This is a genomic window from Marinobacter sp. L-80 (genome assembly GCF_056859395.1).
The window spans coordinates 502,666-518,761 of the sequence record NZ_JBSXOI010000077.1; the positions used below are offsets into that span (position 1 = coordinate 502,666).

Here is a 16,096-nt window from a genome sequence, read left to right on the forward strand (position 1 = left end):
TCGATTGAAACGAGAGGTTTTATGTCTGCGGGTAAACGGGCCGTCATACTGATGCTCCCCCTGATTGCATTTGCGATCGGCGGTGGCTTTTATACGCCACAGGCCAGTATTGACCGGATCAACTCCGATAACACAGGCTCCGAACCCGCACTGTCGTCCCTGCCCCCGCTCCCAAGTTGGGCCAACGACGACTTGCCAGATTTTTCTCAGTATCAGGACACCACGGAGAAGAAGGCCGCGTTCTTCTCGTTTCTCTACCCACGGATTGTTCTGGCCAACTCACGGATTCTGATTGAGCGCGACTACCTGGATAGCCTCGCTGCGAAGGAGACATTGACCAGCAAGGAGTATGATTGGCTGGCCCAACAGTCCGAGCGATTAAGGGTAGATGCCGAGCCCGGCAGCGATGAGCAGTTTGCCCTGCTACGCAAGCGTCTCGATGTAATTCCTCCGTCTCTGGTCCTGGCACAGGCCGCCAACGAATCCGCCTGGGGCACCTCCCGGTTTGCCACGAAAGGTAATAACCTTTTTGGCCAGTGGTGCTTTTCAAAAGGTTGCGGACTTGTTCCCCGCGGCCGGGCAGAGGGCGCGAGCCATGAGGTGGCCAAGTTCTCCTCACCCTATCGGTCGGTTCGTGCGTACATACAGAACCTGAATCGCCACCCGACCTATCAGTTGTTGCGAGACGTCCGGCTCGAAGACCGCCGTGATAATGCCCCTCTCTCAGGCCTGGAGCTTGCAGAGGGTCTGCTTGGCTACTCCGAGCGCGGAGAAGAATACATTGAAGAGATTCGGGCAATGATTCACTACAACAACCTGGAGTTTTACGACGACGATTTCCGCAGCGTGGTCAGAAACCTCGAACCTGGCAGCCTTGAACAGCTGGCTTCTACCGAAGCGGAAACCGGTTTGCTACCCCGCCAATCATCACTGAAAACCAACCCGGCTGAAGGTTAGAGACCCTACCCCATGCTCGATTTTCTTCCCGCGCCGCTGAAGGGGACTTTAGCGGCCCTTCTCATCCTGTGTAATACGTTGGTGCTGATTCCGTTTCTTCTCGCAGTCGCCCTGCTTAAACTCGTTCTGCCCATTACCGCCGTACGCAAGGGCTGCACGGTGATCCTCAACACCATCGCGTGGCTCTGGATTGGCTTCAACAATCTTCTGATGGATCTTCTGCACAAGGTCGACTGGGATGTGCGGGGCGTGGAAAATCTCAGCCGGAAGCACTGGTATTTTGTCACCTGCAACCATCAGAGCTGGGCCGACATTCCCGCCATTCAGTATGTGCTGAACAGCCGGATCCCCCTGCTGAAGTTCTTCCTGAAAAGACAGCTGATCTGGGTGCCGTTTCTTGGCGTTGCCTGGTGGGCGCTGGACTTTCCCTTTATGCACCGCCACACCAAGGAACAGATCGCCAAACGCCCTGAGCTGAAGGGCAAGGACGTGGCTGCCACCCAGGCCGCCTGCGAGAAATTTCGCTACACCCCGGTGACGATTTTCAACTTTATGGAAGGCACCCGGTTTACGCCGGAGAAGCATGACCGCCAGAACTCACCTTACAAGCACCTTCTGAAGCCCAGAGCGGGTGGTACCGCGTTCGTGCTTGGCGCCATGGGCGAGATGATTCATACCATGCTGGATGTCACCATCGTGTATCCGGAGGGCCGTGCCGGCTTCTGGGATTACCTGTGCGGGCGTATCCGCAGGATCATTATTGAGGTGCGGACGCGTGAGATCCCCCGAGAATTCCTGGGCATGGATTACGAGAACAACCGGGAAACCCGGATCGCGTTTCAGCGGTGGGTGAGCGATATCTGGGCCGAGAAGGATGCCCGGATCGATGAGCTTAAAGCAGTCCCAGCTCCCGGGCCCGGACAATAGCCTGAGTCCGGGATTTTACTTCCAGCTTGGCATTGATTCGGCGGGCGTGAGTTTTCACCGTGTGCAGGGAAATGTGCAGCTTGTCGGCAATTTCCTGGTTCGACAGCCCTTTGGCAATCAGTTCAAGCACGCCCTGCTCCCGCTCGCTGATCGGCTCGGCCAGTGTGTCAGCGCCTGATACGCTGGCCTGCAACTCGAACAGCTCACCGAGCGCCTCCTTGAAAGCATTCTCAGGCAACTGACCAAAGCCCTTACTCATCAGTTCCTGCAACTCACCACGCAGTTCCCGGAACGGACTGATGAAATGCTCGGCAGCGGCTTCGGCAACGACTGCCGACAGTATTTTCAGCGCAACCACTGCCCCTTTTTCATCCAGAACAATCACCGCTTCCAGCAGGCGCATGTGCAGCTCAACACCCCAGGGAATAGCCCCCTCGTAACGCTCACGGATACCCTGGAGCGTTTCCCGCGCTTTTATCAGGTCACCACGGGCCAGATCGACCCGCACCTGCAGGCAATCCAGCAGACCCGGCATCATCGGGAACAGCTCTGGCACACAACCGGCTTCCCGATACGGGGCCAGCTTACGGACCGCCTGATCCGCGCTGTCGATCTGGTTCTGGGACAGCCAGCAATTCGCTTTAAGCGCCTCCAGTACGGGTACAAACAGCGACTCGTCAACCTGCCAGGAATGCATGGTGCGTTCTGCCCGCCCGATCCAGACGAAGGCGTCGTCGAGCCGGCCTTGCCCACGGCACATCAGCACTCGGATGGTCATCGCCAGCAACAGCCCCAGATCCCGGGTCTGTTCCGCGTGGCGGCCACAGGTAACGAGCAAACGGTCCGCCTCGGCTTCCCGGCCCTGATGCCAGAGCACCAGCACCAGGTTCAGCTGCAGACGGGTCTCGCCGATACGAGCAGGACGAGCCAGCTCCTGCATGGCAGTGTCGAGGCCAGTGCGCAACAACTGCTCGGCGTGTTTGAGAGCGCCTTTGCCAAGTTCGATGCGGGCATGGGCGTAAACCGCCAGGGCTTCCGAGCCGGAATCGCCGGCTTCCCGGGCCAACCTCGACGCCGCGCGGTTGGCTTCCCGCGCTTCCTGGAACCGACCTGCTGCGCACAGGGCACTGGAGCGAACCATCTGGGTGACCAGTTGTCCCTGGGTACTGAGCTCACCTTCGGCCAGGGCTCGATCCGCCATTTCCAGGGCCGGGCCAACACTGCCCTCGCCTCGCAGAATAAACGCTCTCAGAGCACAGATGCGTGCAGCCTGTTCTTTCTGCTCATGCTCGGCCAGGCCGTCAATCAGAGCTCGCGCCTGGCGGAACTGGCCGCCAATCGCATGAACCCAGCTGTAGACAATCCTGAGACGCACGCTCCGTTCCAGCAGCTGTGCCGGCAGGCTCTTGCGAAGTCGCAGAAGCGAAGCAGTATCCTGCCCCAACAGCAGAGCCTCGGACCCTTCCGAGGCAATCCGAATGACCTCCTCCGCATCGCCAGCCAGCAAGGCGTACTTGAGTGCTTCCGGGAACTGGTCACGCACGCCAAACCACCGACTTGCCTGCAGCATTCGCTCCGAATAACCGGCCATGACCGGCGACTTCAGCCATTCCTGCAACAGCGGATTCAGCCGGTACCAGCGACCACGACCCGGCATCGACTTGAGGGGCAAACCCCGCTCGGCAGCCTGGGAGGGAACAAAGCCGGTTTCCGGCAGGAAGGGCTCAAGGGCCAGAAACAATTCATCGGAACACAGTTCAAGCTCGGCGATCCCACGCATGGAACGCATCTGGCCGGGCGTCAGATTGCCCAGAACCGATTCTTTGAGAAAACGCTCAACGCTTGGCGCTTCCTGGATCGGTTTGCGTTCAATCGTCTGGTACACCTCTCGGCGATACAGCGCTAGTGGCGTCGCCCAGCCCTCAGTCATGTCATAGAGGTTATCGACAGCAACACTGGTGAGTTCGCTGTTTGCCGTCGCGGGCCGAAAAAACTCGAAGGTTTCGGAACGAGAGAATTCAAGCGCTTCAGGCCCTATGCGGGTAAACCGGTTTTCCAGCTCAAGGCTGTGTGTTTCGAAAGGCAGTGCCTTGCGCGAAATCAGAACGATGGAGGAGCCAGCCGGAAAGTCCACAATCAGTTGGTGGAGCAGGTCCACAACGGCGGGGTTGCTGAGATGCTGGAGATTGTCCAGCACCAGAACCCGTGGCTGACTGTCACCGGTGCGAGCCAGCGCTACCTGCATCATCGACAGTGTATCGGAAAAGGTGGCGCCACTCTGAATCCCCTGCTCGGGGGGTTCGGGCAGATCCAGGGCAATGGCGAGCAGTGTCAGGAAGCGGGACGGTGCATTGTCCTGGGAGTTCAGGGCAACCCAGCGAACCTGATCGGTAGCCATTTCTGCGCCACCAAGCGCACTGACCACGGCGTGAGATTTGCCATAGCCACAGGGCGCTTCCACAAACAGAACGCTTCTGGAAGTCAGTGCTTCAGAAATCTTGCCATTGAGTCTTGGCCGGGCCAGGGAATCGGACGGAACCGGGGGAATCTGAACCCGTTGCCTGAGCAGGTCTCTGACCAGCTCGCCTCTTTGAAGACCACTATTCGCCGACTGAAATTCATCGTTGGCTGCACAGCCATCATTGAATGGTTTCACGCACTGCCCCATTTAGCTCCGGCTCGCACTGCCTTGCACCGCCGGAAAAGTGGATCTTGCACTGACTTTTCAATGGCGACCGACATCGGGTACGCCTTTAGTATGATAAGAAGGTTAAACCAATTGAGGGGTGGGCTGCAAAATTTTGACGTGAAAGGATTTTATCGAGTGATAAAAAAACGACGGACCCAAAGGCCCGCCGTTTTTTAGCGGTTCGGATGAACGCTTACCGTGTACCGGCGCGGCGCAGTGCGGCCGGCGAGTAGTCCCTGGAGCGACGTTCAACGCCAAACTCATAGGGATTTTCTTCTTCGTTGGTCAGACCAAGCGCGAGGTACCGGCCAGAGAGCAGGTCGTACAGCGTCTCAATGGCGTACCAGGGCACTTTCTGATCATAGAACTGCATATTGTGGGCTTCTGCAACACGCCAGAGTTCGCCACGGCCGTCGTAGTGATCAATGACAGATGCCTGCCAGGAGTCCTCATCAATGTAGAAGTCACGCTGGGCATAGATGTGGCGGGCCCCTTCTTTCAGGGTTGCGCGAACATGCCATACACGGTGCAGCTCGTAGCGAGTGTAATCCTGATTGATATGACCAGCCTGAATAATCTGGTCATAGCTCAGACTGCGATCGGTCAGCTTGTAGGAGTTGTACGGAATGTACATTTCCTTCTTGCCAACCAGCTCCCAGTTGTAGCGATCCGGAGCACCGTTGAACATGTCGAAGTTATCCGAAGTACGCATACCGTCAGACGCGGTACCCGGTCCGTCATACGCTACCTGAGGCGCCCGACGAACCCGACGCTGACCGGCGTTGTAAACCCACGCACGGCGAGGCTCGGCAACCTGGTCGATGGTCTCGTGTACCAGCAGTACGTTACCGGCGAGACGTGCCGGAGCGGTAATGGCCTGCTTGAAGTAAAATAGAACGTTCGCATCCTCGTCCGGATTGTAATCCGAGAGGTAGGTACGCCAGGTAAGCTCGTCCTGGAATTTCACAACAGAGAATTCACCACCTTCAGTCGGCGTCACCTGACCAACGGTACGCTGTACAGAACCACCTCTGTAACGGGTAATGTGGTTCCAGATTGCCTCCAGACCATTCTGAGGGATCGGGAAGGGGGTAGCAGACTGGTAGTTGCCCAGGCCATTACCATCCTTGATCAGCTCAACGGTGGTTGCATTCTCAACGGTCTGCTCCATAACTTCCTTCGGATAGGCCGCAGAACGGTGGGTTTCATACACCGGCATGAAATAATCGTTGTAACGCTTGATCATCGCAACCTGCCCCGGGGACAGTTTGTCTTTGTACTGATCAACGTTGCTCTGATCAATGGTGAACTTCGGCTCTTCGTTGGGGTACGGATTTACGTATATGCCGTCACCCTTGTAGTTGGGCGGAGGGGTAGTCAACCCACCTGTCCACGGGGGGATTTCACCGCCATTGCCGGCTTTCATCGCGCCTATCGGTGTCAGCGAATCACCCAGCTTGGCCGCTTCTTCAGCAGAAACCGCACCCCAGGCCTGGCCGGCAAACATGCTCGCTGCCAGAACGCCTGTGGCCAGTAGTTTCTTGTTCAGTTTCATTTAAATTCCCTCGTTCAACGAATTCGTACCGGATCAGAATGAGTATGAAATGCTGGCAGTCACGTAATCGCGGTCGGTCAACTCATTATACGGCTTTCCGTCAAAATAGTTCGTGTAACCGATATCGGCACTGATAACGTTCTGGTAAACCGCTTCCACGGACACGCCAATCGCCTTGCTGCCCTCGTTGAATGCTCCGCCGGGCTGCGGGCTGTAACCTTTGACATCGTGGCTCCAGGCCAGTTGCGGTAACAGGTTTATACCGGCAAACGCATCGAGATAACTCCACACAAACCGGGTGCGGTAGCCCCAGGAGAAATCGGTAGTGAAGCCTTCATTGTTGCAGTAGTTGGTATTGATGTTAAGTGCTTGACCCGTCTGACCGGAACCGTCACACGCCCCGCCCGGGAGCTGACCTAGGCCAAACGTGCCTGACCTGCCATAACGGGCGGTGTCGTAATCGGGCAGGTCGTGTACGTATGTCGCGCCAAACTCGGTAACTATGGTGAGACGATCCGCCCCCATCACCGTCTCAATAAATTTGATCAGCGTGAACTGTGCCTGGGACACACCGTATTCATCATACCCTTGAACGGCCTCACCGTTAAGGGATTGTCCGCCGGCCTGCGCCTCGCGCATCACCTGGAGCTGGCTTGCCGGCAATCCGGTTTCCGGGTTTACAACCTCGTTGCCGCCAAAGATCAGTTCAAAGGCGTTCCACTGCAGCGGCAGCTTGTCGCGGTAGGAGTACTCAGCCCCCAGAGACCATCCGCCCGGAGTGATCGTGTTGATGCTCACTCCGTAAAGGTTGATGTTTTCCGGGTACTCAATGAAATATAGCGGCAGGTTCTGGCCATTGTTCGGATCACGGACGATACCGCTGACATACGGCAGGCGGCTGTTGTACTTAATATAGTAGAAGCCAAGCTCTGACTCATTCAGTTGCGGTAAAAACCAGCGCATGGCAACGCCAAACTGATCCTTGGTATCCGCCTGCCTGTCTCCAACACGGTCTGCAACCAGGCCCTGTGCGAGCGCCTGTGAATCAGGCAACTGACCGGCAAGCAGAACCGGGCCACAGTCCTCGGCCGCGAAATCGTTGGTTGAGAAGAAGGTTCCGCAGTTATCCGGGCGGACCGGCTCCCAATCGTTCTGTACAAAGGCTTCCACGGTAAGGCTCTCAGTCACGCCTGCAGACATATAGAACATTTCGACCGGCAGAAGTGCGTCTTTTATCTCGGAGCCCGGAGCCCGGAAAGCCGGGACATCTATAGGGTTGATAATGTTGATGCCACCCTGAATAAAGGTACTTTCGCCCCAGCTGAGAACCTGCTTGCCATAACGGAGGCTGACAGGAACCTCGCCAAAGTACCAGTCCGAGAATACATAGGCGTCCAGAATCTCACCACCGGAGGCATAATCCTTGGCATATTGATTCAGCTCGCGGCGCTGGCCGACATAATCAACGGCACGGCCTTCGTCTTTCAGTTCAAAGTCGTACCAGTAGCGGCCACGCAGCAGACCACCAACCCTTGTAAGGAAGGGGTTGTCCAGATCGTAGTTCAGGTACAGCTCGCTGTTACCCTTAACGATTTTGGAGTAGGTATCGCCCTTGTCGAAGTTCAGGTTGCCGTCGTCGTAGTTGTTGGAGGAGGCACCGATATTTTCCAGGGGGCCGCCCGGCGCGTACTCGGGGCCAAGGTTACCCTGGGCGATAAGGCGTTTGTCGCGATCCTCGACTCGCCAACCGGCACCCGCAGACAGCGTGGTGTTGAACTGGGCTTCTACATCTCCCATGTAAAAGGAATAGGCGGCTGCCTGACCGGACATACCGGCTGCCACCGCCACGGCCAGCGGTAATTTGGTCCAACGCTGCCATTGATGTGTTTTTCTTGTCATTGGAAGGCTACTCCATTGTTGTTCTGAGTCGCTGCTCTGATTATTGGTGTTCACGATGTATTGGAGGCTTCATGCACAGTGCTCGTGATGTTGGCACTATAGCTAACGCCTTCGGGCGCTTTGATCAGTCAAAAGTATGATTTTGCTATCATCCCCCTGTAAACGCCGTTTGCCGCCGGGTTTCGTCGCACAGAATCACTATAGACAACAAAATTAGATGCAACCACTTTGGTTTTGGTGGTTTTTTTCGCTTTGAACTTGGGAGCAAGCACTGCCGCCGGGGTGAGCCTTCCGGGAACCGCTACGAGCACATCCATGTGCGCTTGTTTCGGGCCATCCATGGCCCTCTACATTCCCGGAAGGCTCACCCCGACGTCAGCGCCCATAGTTCCGATGTAATCTGCGACTCAGATGTCACCAGATTCACGACAAAAGGAAGCTTCGGCACCAGTGCCTCGAAAAGCCTTCTCGTATTGTCAGGGGCAAGGGGCGGTCGTCTTTCTGAAACTGTCGGCAGCAGGGATGCTGCCGTCAAGCCTACATGGACGTATTCACGGCGTGTTTCAGAAAGGCTGTCGCCCCTTATCGAAGCACAAAAGCAAAAGGCTAACCGAAGCCGGATCAGAACATCTCGATAGCCATGGCAGTAGCTTCACCACCACCAATGCAGAGAGCTGCGATGCCTCTCTTTTTGCCGTAACGCTGGAGGGCGTACATAAGGGTTACCAGGAGGCGGGATCCGGTGGAGCCGACCGGGTGGCCCTGTGCGCATGCGCCGCCGTGGATGTTAACTTTCTCGGGGTCCAGGCCTAGTTCGCGGATGGGCATCATGGCGACCATGGCGAAGGCTTCGTTGATCTCGAAGAGGTCTACGTCGTCTTTGCTCCAGCCGGTTTTGCCGAACAGGGTTTCGATGGCGCCGACAGGGGCGCAGGTAAACTCGGCAGGATGCTGGGACTGGGTGCTGTGACCGACGATTCGGGCCAGGGGTTTGAGGCCGCGCTTTTCAGCTTCGGACTCGCGCATCAGGAGCAACGCAGAAGCGCCGTCTGAGATCGAAGAGGCATTTGCCGCTGTGACGGTGCCATCTTTGGCGAATGCCGGACGCAGGCTCGGGATCTTTTCGATGTTGGCGTTGTGGGGTTGCTCGTCGTCCTCGACAACGACTTCGCCTTTACGGCTTTTCACGGTTACCGGAACAATCTCGTCTTTCAGCAGGCCTTCTTCAATGGCTTTCTTGGCCCGGGTCAGGGAGGTGATGGCGTACTCGTCCATTTCTTCACGGGTGTAGCCTTTCTTGTCGGCCATTTCCTGGGCGAAGGCGCCCATCAGGCGACCGGTTTCGGCGTCTTCCAGGCCATCCAGGAACATATGATCCTGGGGTGCCTGGCCCGGTCCCATGCGGTAGCCGCTGCGGACGCCCTGCAGAATATAGGGGGCGTTGGACATGCTCTCCATACCACCAGCTACCATGATGTCATTGCTGCCGGCTTTGATCAGATCATGGGCGAACATGGCGGCTTTCATACCGGAGCCGCAGAGTTTGTTGATGGTGGTGGCGCCGGTGTGATCCGGGAGCCCCGCCTTGCGCATGGCCTGGCGTGCCGGGCCCTGTTTGAGCCCGGCAGGCAGAACGTTACCCATGATGACTTCCTGCACATCGGCAGGCTGAAGACCGGCGCGCTTCACGGCTTCGGCGATGGTAAGCGCGCCCAGGTCGGTGGCGCTGACACTGGCCAGGCTACCCTGAAATCCGCCCATGGGGGTGCGGACACCGCTTACGATGACGACGTTCTCTGTGCTCATTTCTGAATCTCTCTGTTGGTTGTCTGGTAGTTTTTTTTATGGCTTATGCGGCGCTTCAAGGTATTCCCGGGACTGCATCTCCAGCAGGCGGGATTCGGTGCGCTCGAATTCGAAGCCGAGGCGGCCGCCGGTGTAAAGCTCTGTGATAGGTGCCGCCGCCGAGATGATGACTTTAACGTTGCGGTCGTAAAATTCGTCAATCATGTTAATGAACCGGCGCGCCTGATCGTCTTTTTCTTTGCCCAGAACGGGCACGTTGCTGACGATGATGGCGTGGAACTGCCTGGCCATCTCGATGTAATCGTTCTGGCTTCGTGGGCCGTCGCAGACGTCTTTGAAATCGAACCAGACTACGTCGTCTGCGTGCGCCTGGGCGGGAATTTTACGGCCGTTGATTTCCATGGATTTGCTGTGTTTACCGGCCTCAACCGCCAAAGCATCGAAACTTTTTCGCAGGCTGACATCTGCATCTTCATCAAGAGGCGAGTGGAACAGTTCCGCCTGCTCGAGAGTCCGCAACCGGTAGTCTACTCCGCCATCAACGTTGACCACATCGGTGTGCTTTTTGACGAGTTCAATAGCGGGCAGGAACCGGGCGCGCTGGAGACCATCCTTGTAGAGACCATCCGGGACGATGTTGGAGGTACACACCAGGGTGACGCCGCGACTGAATAAACCATCCATGAGAGTGGCGAGGATCATGGCGTCGCCAATGTCGGACACGAAAAACTCGTCGAAACAGATAACCCGAGTTTCATCCGCAAACTTCCTGGACACCAGTTCCAAAGGGTTTTTCTCGCCCTTGAGCGATTTGAGTTCGCTGTGGACACGCTGCATGAAACGGTGGAAGTGAACCCGCATCTTGCGATCAAAAGGCAGCGACTCGTAAAAAGTGTCCATGAGGTAGGTTTTGCCGCGGCCTACCCCACCCCAGAAATACAGGCCCTTGACCGGCTCTTCCTTGCCTTTTTTGAGCTTGCGGAAAAGTTTGGCCTTGGGCTTGCTGCGATCCCTTTCGGCTTCCACCAGTTTGTCGTACAGTGACTGAAGGCGCTTGACCGCATCTTCCTGGGCCGAGTCCTTCTGGAAATCCGGGCGTTCAAGATCCTTCTGGTAACGTTGCCAAGGGGTCATGGTCGCACTGGTTTCGGAGGACATCGCAGCTGTCATCAAGGTATTCCCGGAAGTTGATCGTAAATTTGGGCGCCATATTGTCTCGCATTTGGCGATTTTTCGCCACGTTGGCCGCCTGGGCAGCAATACGACGATTGGCGCAGGCCACAATCATGGGATGATGGAGCCTGGGGCGTTATACTCGTCGAACAGGGGCTTGGCTCACTTCTAGGTAAAAGGACGACACAGCATATGACAAACCTGATTCTGGCAGCGATTGCCGCATTGGTTGTTGGCATTGTCATCGGGGTATTTGTTGGCCGTTCCGGGCAGGGAACGTCGCTTCGGCAGCGCCGGGCGGAACAGCAGATTGAGGAACTGAGAAGCGAATATACCCGCTACCAGGCCCAGGTGAACGAGCATTTCATGGAGTCGGCCCATTTGCTGCGCCGCTTCAACGATGCCTACCGCGACGTGAACCAGCATATGGCACGCGGCGCCAACCGTCTTTGCAATGACGAAGACTGGATGGAGGAGTTGGCGCAGGAGACTTCCAAGAAGCGCCTGGAAGAGGTTCGCGAGGACGCTTCCGAGCCGCCGCGGGATTATGCGCCCAAGACAGATCCTAAGGATTCCGGCACGCTTGCTGAGGACTTTGGGCTCAAGAAGGGTGATAAGGCTCAGCAGGCCTGAGTTCTTTTTTTGCTCTAGCGGAAACTTGGGAGTTTAGTCTCGATAAGACTTCTAAGTTCGGGGAGGGACCGGGGTAGTCACCCCTTTCCGAGAACCGCTACGAGCACATCCATGTGCGCTTGACGTCGGCCATCCTTGGCCGCCGACATTCTCGGAAAGGGGTGACTACCCCGCTCCGTCGACTCTGTGCAATTCGCACTAAGCCTTCATCTAACCATCTATTCCTGATTAGACAGGGTTGTCGCAATCAATAAACTTGTGACTCACCCCAAATTCCTCGGCTAACGCTTTCCCGAGCGCTTGCACACCATAACGCTCAGTCGCGTGATGACCAGCCGCATAGTAGTGGATACCACACTCCCTTGCCGTGTGCGTCGTCGGCTCGGAGATTTCACCGCTGATATAGGCATCGAGCCCCGCATCCAGAGCAATGTTAATAAACCCCTGTGCAGCACCGGTACACCACCCTACCCGCTTGATCGCAGTCGGACCTTCGCCCACCCAGAGCGGTTCACGGTGAAGCTGTCTGGCAATGTGAAGACCGAACTTCTCGGGAGACATTGCTTCTTCCAGCTCGCCTTCCCACACCAAACCACCTAACGGGCGCGGGTTCTTGATGTTGAGAATGTTCGCAAGCTGACGATTGTTGCCGTATTCGGGATGGTCATCCAGCGGGAGGTGGTAGGCGACAAGATTGATATCGTTGTCCAGGAGTTGCTTCAAACGTTCTCGTTTCATCCCCTGAATGCGCTGATCCTCGCCTTTCCAGAAGTAACCGTGGTGGACCAGGATCATATCGGCGTTTGCTTCGATCGCAGCTTCGATCAGAGCCTTTGAGGCCGTTACGCCAGAGATGACGGTTTTAATTTCAGGCGTGCCTTCAACTTGCAGGCCATTGGGACAGTAATCCTGGAAATTATCGGGTTGGAGCCATTCGTTGATTTTCTCAAGGATGTCGCTTCGATTTGCCATAAAAACTCCACTCCGGACTATTTCAGAGAAGCTCGAGGAGTGAGGCAGACGCCCCTTCCCGGGAATGTCGGCGGCCAAGGATGGCCGACGCCAAGCGCACATGGATGTGCTCGTAGCGGTTCCCGGGAAGGGGCGTCTGCCTCACTCTACCCGCCAACTTAGCAGGCTAGAGGGACCGGAGCCCCTCAATCAAAGCATCATTCTGCTCAACAGTGCCAATAGTGATTCGCAGAAATTCGCTAATTCGGGGCTTATTGAAGTGCCGGACGATAATACCCTGCTCCCTCAGGCCTTTGGCCAAAACCTCGCCCGGCTGATCTTTATGACGGGCAAAGATGAAGTTTGCCTTGGAGGGTAACACCTCGAATCCAAGATCTTCGAGGGCGGTAATTACACGCTCGCGCTCGGAGATCACGCCCTCGCAGCACTTCCGGAACCAGGCTTCATCCTCGTAGGCCGCCTTCGCGCCGGCCAGGGCCAGGCGGTCCAGCGGGTAGCTGTTGAAGCTGTTCTTCACCCGGTTCAGGGCCTCGATCAGGTCTGGGTGGCCGACGGCGAAACCTACCCGCAAACCGGCCAGTGACCGCGCCTTGGAGAGCGTCTGGGAGACCAACAGGTTCGGGTACTTGTCGACCAGGGTGATCGCCGACTCACCGCCGAAATCAATGTAGGCTTCATCCACAACGACGACGCGGTCCGGGTTGGCAGCCAGGATTTCTTCCACATGCTGCAGCTCGAGATACCGGCCGGTTGGCGCATTCGGGTTCGGGAAGATCACGCCGCCGTTGGGCTGCTTGAAGTCGTCCGGGTTGATTTCGAAGCTTTCTGTCAGCGGTACTTTTTTGCTCTCGATGTTATAGAGGCCGCAGTAAACCGGATAGAAGCTGTAAGTTATGTCCGGAAACAGGATCGGTTCGCCATGCTGGAACAGGCCAAAGAAGATGTGGGCCAGGACTTCATCGGAGCCGTTGCCGAGGAAGATCTGTTCCGGCTTTACCTTGTTGTACGCCGCGATAGTCTGGCGCAGGCTTTCGCCTTCCGGATCCGGATAGAGGCGCAAGCCGTCGTTCAGTTCGGCCTGGATGGCTTCGATGACTTTTGGTGAGGGGCCGAAGGGGTTTTCGTTGGTGTTCAGCTTCACCAGGTTGGCCATTTTTGGCTGTTCGCCTGGTACGTACGGAACCAGGTCGTTTACCAGGGGGCTCCAGAATTTGCTCATAGCTTTTGCACTCCGTTTGGTGCAGACGGGCGACGGGCAGGTCACTCTCCGAGAACCGCTACGAGCACCCGCAAGCGGGTCCGGCCAGCAATCTCAGATTGCTGTCGTGTGGCTATCGCATGAAGCTCCGCTTCATCATCGCTCTGCCACACCCATGTGCGCTTGGCGTCGGCCATCCATGGCCGCCGACATTCTCGGAGATTGAGCTGCCCGCCGCCCTGCATACATAGGGGGTGAAGTCTTTTAATCTTTAATACGATATTCCGCCGACCGGGCGTGGGCGGTTAAGCCCTCGCCACGGGCAAGAACCGACGCCACACGCCCCATTCGATCAGCACCGGCAGCGCTGAAGCCGATGATGGAGGATCGCTTCTGGAAGTCGTAAACGCCCAGCGGTGAAGAGAACCGTGCGGTGCCGCTGGTGGGCAGCACATGGTTCGGGCCGGCGCAGTAATCGCCCAGGGCTTCGGCGGTGTAGCGGCCCATGAAGATGGCGCCGGCGTGGCGAATGTCTTCGAGCATGGCCTCGGGGTCTTCGACCGACAGCTCCAGGTGCTCCGGGGCGATGCGGTTGGAGACTTCGGCGGCTTGTTTCAGATCGGCGACCTGGATCAGCGCGGCGCGGTCGGTCATGGAGGTGCGGATGATGTCGGCGCGCTCCATGGTTGGCAGCAGTTTGTTGATGCTGGCTTCGACGGCATCCAGGAATTCGGCATCCGGGCTGATCAGGATGGACTGGGCCTGCTCGTCGTGTTCTGCCTGGGAGAACAGGTCCATGGCGATCCAGTCGGGGTCGGTTTTGCCGTCGCTGATCACGAGGATTTCCGAGGGGCCGGCGATCATGTCGATGCCGACAACGCCGAAGACTTCGCGCTTGGCGGTGGCGACGAAAATGTTGCCGGGGCCGACGATTTTATCAACGGCAGGAATGGTTTCTGTGCCATAGGCGAGCGCGCCCACGGCCTGGGCACCGCCAACGGTGAAGACCCGGTCAACACCGGCAATCGCTGCGGAGGCCAGGACCATGTCATTCACCACACCATCCGGTGTCGGAACAACCATCACGACTTCACTGACACCCGCGACCTTTGCGGGAATGGCGTTCATGAGCACGGATGACGGATAAGCGGCTTTCCCGCCGGGCACGTAAAGACCCGCCCGATCCAGCGGCGTTACCTTCTGGCCGAGCACGGTTCCGTCTTCGTCTTCATACTGCCAGGACTTCTGGTTCTGGCGTTCGTGGTAGTCGCGAATTCGCTCAGCCGCTTTTTCAAGGGCAACCCGCTGATCCTGGGGAATCGCGTCCAGAGCCTGCTGCAAACGGCTTTGGTCCATTTCCAATTCGGCGACGGACCCAACCTTCAGGCGATCGAATTTCTCGGTAAATTCCAGAACTGCCTGGTCACCCCGGGTTTTCACCTCATGCAGGATGTGGCGCACCGACTCGTTCACCTGATGATCAACGCTGTCGTCCCAGGCCAAAAGTTTGGCCAACGCATCATTAAAGTCACTTTGGGAAGCGTTTAATCGGGTGATCTTGGCGGTCATAACTCAAATCCTATATGGGATTAACGACTAACTGACTCTGGCCGGCCCTGACATTAGGTCCGGCGTTTATCCACAGCTGCGGACATCTTTTCGATTATGGGGTTAATACGCTCGTGTTTCATCTTCATGGAGGCACGATTGACCACCAGCCGGCTGCTGATGTGCTCAATCAGTTCCCGGGCCTCGAGGCCGTTCGCCTTCAGCGTGTTGCCGGTGTCGACAATGTCGACGATCTCGTCGGCCAGCCCGAGAATCGGAGCCAGCTCCATGGCACCGTATAACTTGATGATGTCTGCCTGACGGCCCTGGGCCGAGTAATATCGGCGGGCCAGGTTTACAAATTTTGTTGCCACCTTGATACGACCGGATGGCGGAGTCTGATCTTTTGGGCCGGCGGTCATAAGGCGACACCGGGAAATGTTCAGATCCAGTGGCTCATACAGCCCTTCCCCACCATGCTCCATCAGCACGTCCTTGCCGGTCACACCAAGGTCCGCCCCGCCGTACTGAACATAAGTCGGCACGTCTGTGGCCCGGATAATCAGAACCCGAACATTGGGGTCCGTTGTCGGGAACACCAGTTTGCGCGACTTTTTGACGTCGTCGATCAGTTCGATTCCTGCTTCCGCCAGCAGCGGCAGGGTTTCTTCCAGGATTCGTCCCTTCGACAAGGCGATGGTTATGGAATCTGTCATGGATTCTTCCGGTTTCCCGTAGT

The 16,096-nt window shown here is 57.0% G+C and carries 14 protein-coding genes; 3 read left to right on the plus strand and 11 right to left on the minus strand.

All coding sequences use genetic code 11. The annotated features are described in order from the left end of the window. Nucleotides 1-21 precede the first annotated feature (21 nt). Both AC13E3_RS21935 and AC13E3_RS21940 read left to right on the plus strand, forming a co-directional pair. Nucleotides 22-957: a glucosaminidase domain-containing protein gene (locus AC13E3_RS21935; protein WP_482902553.1), complete on the plus strand. Its 936-nt coding sequence runs from the start codon at nt 22-24 to the stop codon at nt 955-957. Between the two features lie 12 nt (nt 958-969). Next, nucleotides 970-1,884 carry an acyltransferase gene (locus tag AC13E3_RS21940; protein ID WP_482902554.1) on the plus strand — a complete coding sequence of 305 codons (915 nt, stop codon included), beginning with the start codon at nt 970-972 and terminating at the stop codon, nt 1,882-1,884. On the opposite strand, the gene AC13E3_RS21945 is transcribed toward AC13E3_RS21940, so the two are convergent. The 6 genes from AC13E3_RS21945 to zapE form a co-directional block, all read right to left on the minus strand. After that, nucleotides 1,850-4,552: a LuxR C-terminal-related transcriptional regulator gene (locus AC13E3_RS21945; protein WP_482902555.1), complete on the minus strand. Its 2,703-nt coding sequence runs from the start codon at nt 4,550-4,552 to the stop codon at nt 1,850-1,852. The genes AC13E3_RS21940 and AC13E3_RS21945 overlap by 35 nt on opposite strands. Nucleotides 4,553-4,766: 214 nt before the next feature. Further along, nucleotides 4,767-6,128 (minus strand): DUF1329 domain-containing protein, encoded by a 1,362-nt coding sequence (locus AC13E3_RS21950; protein WP_482902556.1) that lies wholly within the window; start codon nt 6,126-6,128, stop codon nt 4,767-4,769. A gap of 33 nt (nt 6,129-6,161) precedes the next feature. After that, entirely contained in the window at nt 6,162-8,027 is a 1,866-nt protein-coding gene (locus AC13E3_RS21955) for a DUF1302 domain-containing protein (protein ID WP_482902557.1), read from the minus strand. A gap of 128 nt (nt 8,028-8,155) precedes the next feature. Next, nucleotides 8,156-8,368, minus strand: coding sequence for a hypothetical protein (locus tag AC13E3_RS21960; RefSeq protein ID WP_008170200.1), 213 nt, complete (start codon nt 8,366-8,368; stop codon nt 8,156-8,158). A 280-nt stretch (nt 8,369-8,648) separates the two neighbouring features. Continuing rightward, a complete protein-coding gene (locus tag AC13E3_RS21965; protein ID WP_482902558.1) occupies nt 8,649-9,833 on the minus strand; it encodes a thiolase family protein in 1,185 nt (394 codons plus the stop codon). Between the two features lie 36 nt (nt 9,834-9,869). Then, entirely contained in the window at nt 9,870-10,967 is a 1,098-nt protein-coding gene (gene zapE, locus AC13E3_RS21970) for a cell division protein ZapE (protein ID WP_439531865.1), read from the minus strand. Between the two features lie 231 nt (nt 10,968-11,198). Here zapE and AC13E3_RS21975 point away from each other — a divergent pair, with 231 nt between their 5' ends. Continuing rightward, nucleotides 11,199-11,639 (plus strand): Z-ring associated ZapG family protein, encoded by a 441-nt coding sequence (locus AC13E3_RS21975; RefSeq protein WP_008170195.1) that lies wholly within the window; start codon nt 11,199-11,201, stop codon nt 11,637-11,639. Between the two features lie 228 nt (nt 11,640-11,867). On the opposite strand, the gene AC13E3_RS21980 is transcribed toward AC13E3_RS21975, so the two are convergent. The 5 genes from AC13E3_RS21980 to hisG all read right to left on the minus strand — a co-directional run bounded on the left by AC13E3_RS21980 (nt 11,868) and on the right by hisG (nt 16,073). Next, on the minus strand, nt 11,868-12,611 hold the full coding sequence (locus AC13E3_RS21980) for a Nif3-like dinuclear metal center hexameric protein (protein ID WP_053112668.1): 744 nt from the start codon (nt 12,609-12,611) through the stop codon (nt 11,868-11,870). A gap of 166 nt (nt 12,612-12,777) precedes the next feature. Continuing rightward, entirely contained in the window at nt 12,778-13,830 is a 1,053-nt protein-coding gene (gene hisC, locus AC13E3_RS21985; RefSeq protein ID WP_273071655.1) for a histidinol-phosphate transaminase, read from the minus strand. Between the two features lie 41 nt (nt 13,831-13,871). Further along, nucleotides 13,872-14,006 carry a hypothetical protein gene (locus AC13E3_RS21990; protein WP_008170188.1) on the minus strand — a complete coding sequence of 45 codons (135 nt, stop codon included), beginning with the start codon at nt 14,004-14,006 and terminating at the stop codon, nt 13,872-13,874. A 67-nt stretch (nt 14,007-14,073) separates the two neighbouring features. After that, nucleotides 14,074-15,378: a histidinol dehydrogenase gene (gene hisD, locus AC13E3_RS21995; RefSeq protein WP_053112670.1), complete on the minus strand. Its 1,305-nt coding sequence runs from the start codon at nt 15,376-15,378 to the stop codon at nt 14,074-14,076. Nucleotides 15,379-15,431: 53 nt separating this feature from the next. Continuing rightward, entirely contained in the window at nt 15,432-16,073 is a 642-nt protein-coding gene (gene hisG / locus AC13E3_RS22000; RefSeq protein ID WP_014577730.1) for an ATP phosphoribosyltransferase, read from the minus strand. Nucleotides 16,074-16,096: the final 23 nt, after the last annotated feature.

Coding starts and splice junctions, on each gene's coding strand:
- AC13E3_RS21935 (WP_482902553.1), top strand. CDS start 22: ATGTCTGCGGGTAAACGGGCCGTCATACTGATGCTCCCCCTGATTGCA.
- AC13E3_RS21940 (WP_482902554.1), top strand. CDS start 970: ATGCTCGATTTTCTTCCCGCGCCGCTGAAGGGGACTTTAGCGGCCCTT.
- AC13E3_RS21945 (WP_482902555.1), bottom strand. CDS start 4,552: ATGGGGCAGTGCGTGAAACCATTCAATGATGGCTGTGCAGCCAACGAT.
- AC13E3_RS21950 (WP_482902556.1), bottom strand. CDS start 6,128: ATGAAACTGAACAAGAAACTACTGGCCACAGGCGTTCTGGCAGCGAGC.
- AC13E3_RS21955 (WP_482902557.1), bottom strand. CDS start 8,027: ATGACAAGAAAAACACATCAATGGCAGCGTTGGACCAAATTACCGCTG.
- AC13E3_RS21960 (WP_008170200.1), bottom strand. CDS start 8,368: ATGGATGGCCCGAAACAAGCGCACATGGATGTGCTCGTAGCGGTTCCC.
- AC13E3_RS21965 (WP_482902558.1), bottom strand. CDS start 9,833: ATGAGCACAGAGAACGTCGTCATCGTAAGCGGTGTCCGCACCCCCATG.
- zapE (WP_439531865.1), bottom strand. CDS start 10,967: ATGACCCCTTGGCAACGTTACCAGAAGGATCTTGAACGCCCGGATTTC.
- AC13E3_RS21975 (WP_008170195.1), top strand. CDS start 11,199: ATGACAAACCTGATTCTGGCAGCGATTGCCGCATTGGTTGTTGGCATT.
- AC13E3_RS21980 (WP_053112668.1), bottom strand. CDS start 12,611: ATGGCAAATCGAAGCGACATCCTTGAGAAAATCAACGAATGGCTCCAA.
- hisC (WP_273071655.1), bottom strand. CDS start 13,830: ATGAGCAAATTCTGGAGCCCCCTGGTAAACGACCTGGTTCCGTACGTA.
- AC13E3_RS21990 (WP_008170188.1), bottom strand. CDS start 14,006: ATGGCCGACGCCAAGCGCACATGGGTGTGGCAGAGCGATGATGAAGCG.
- hisD (WP_053112670.1), bottom strand. CDS start 15,378: ATGACCGCCAAGATCACCCGATTAAACGCTTCCCAAAGTGACTTTAAT.
- hisG (WP_014577730.1), bottom strand. CDS start 16,073: ATGACAGATTCCATAACCATCGCCTTGTCGAAGGGACGAATCCTGGAA.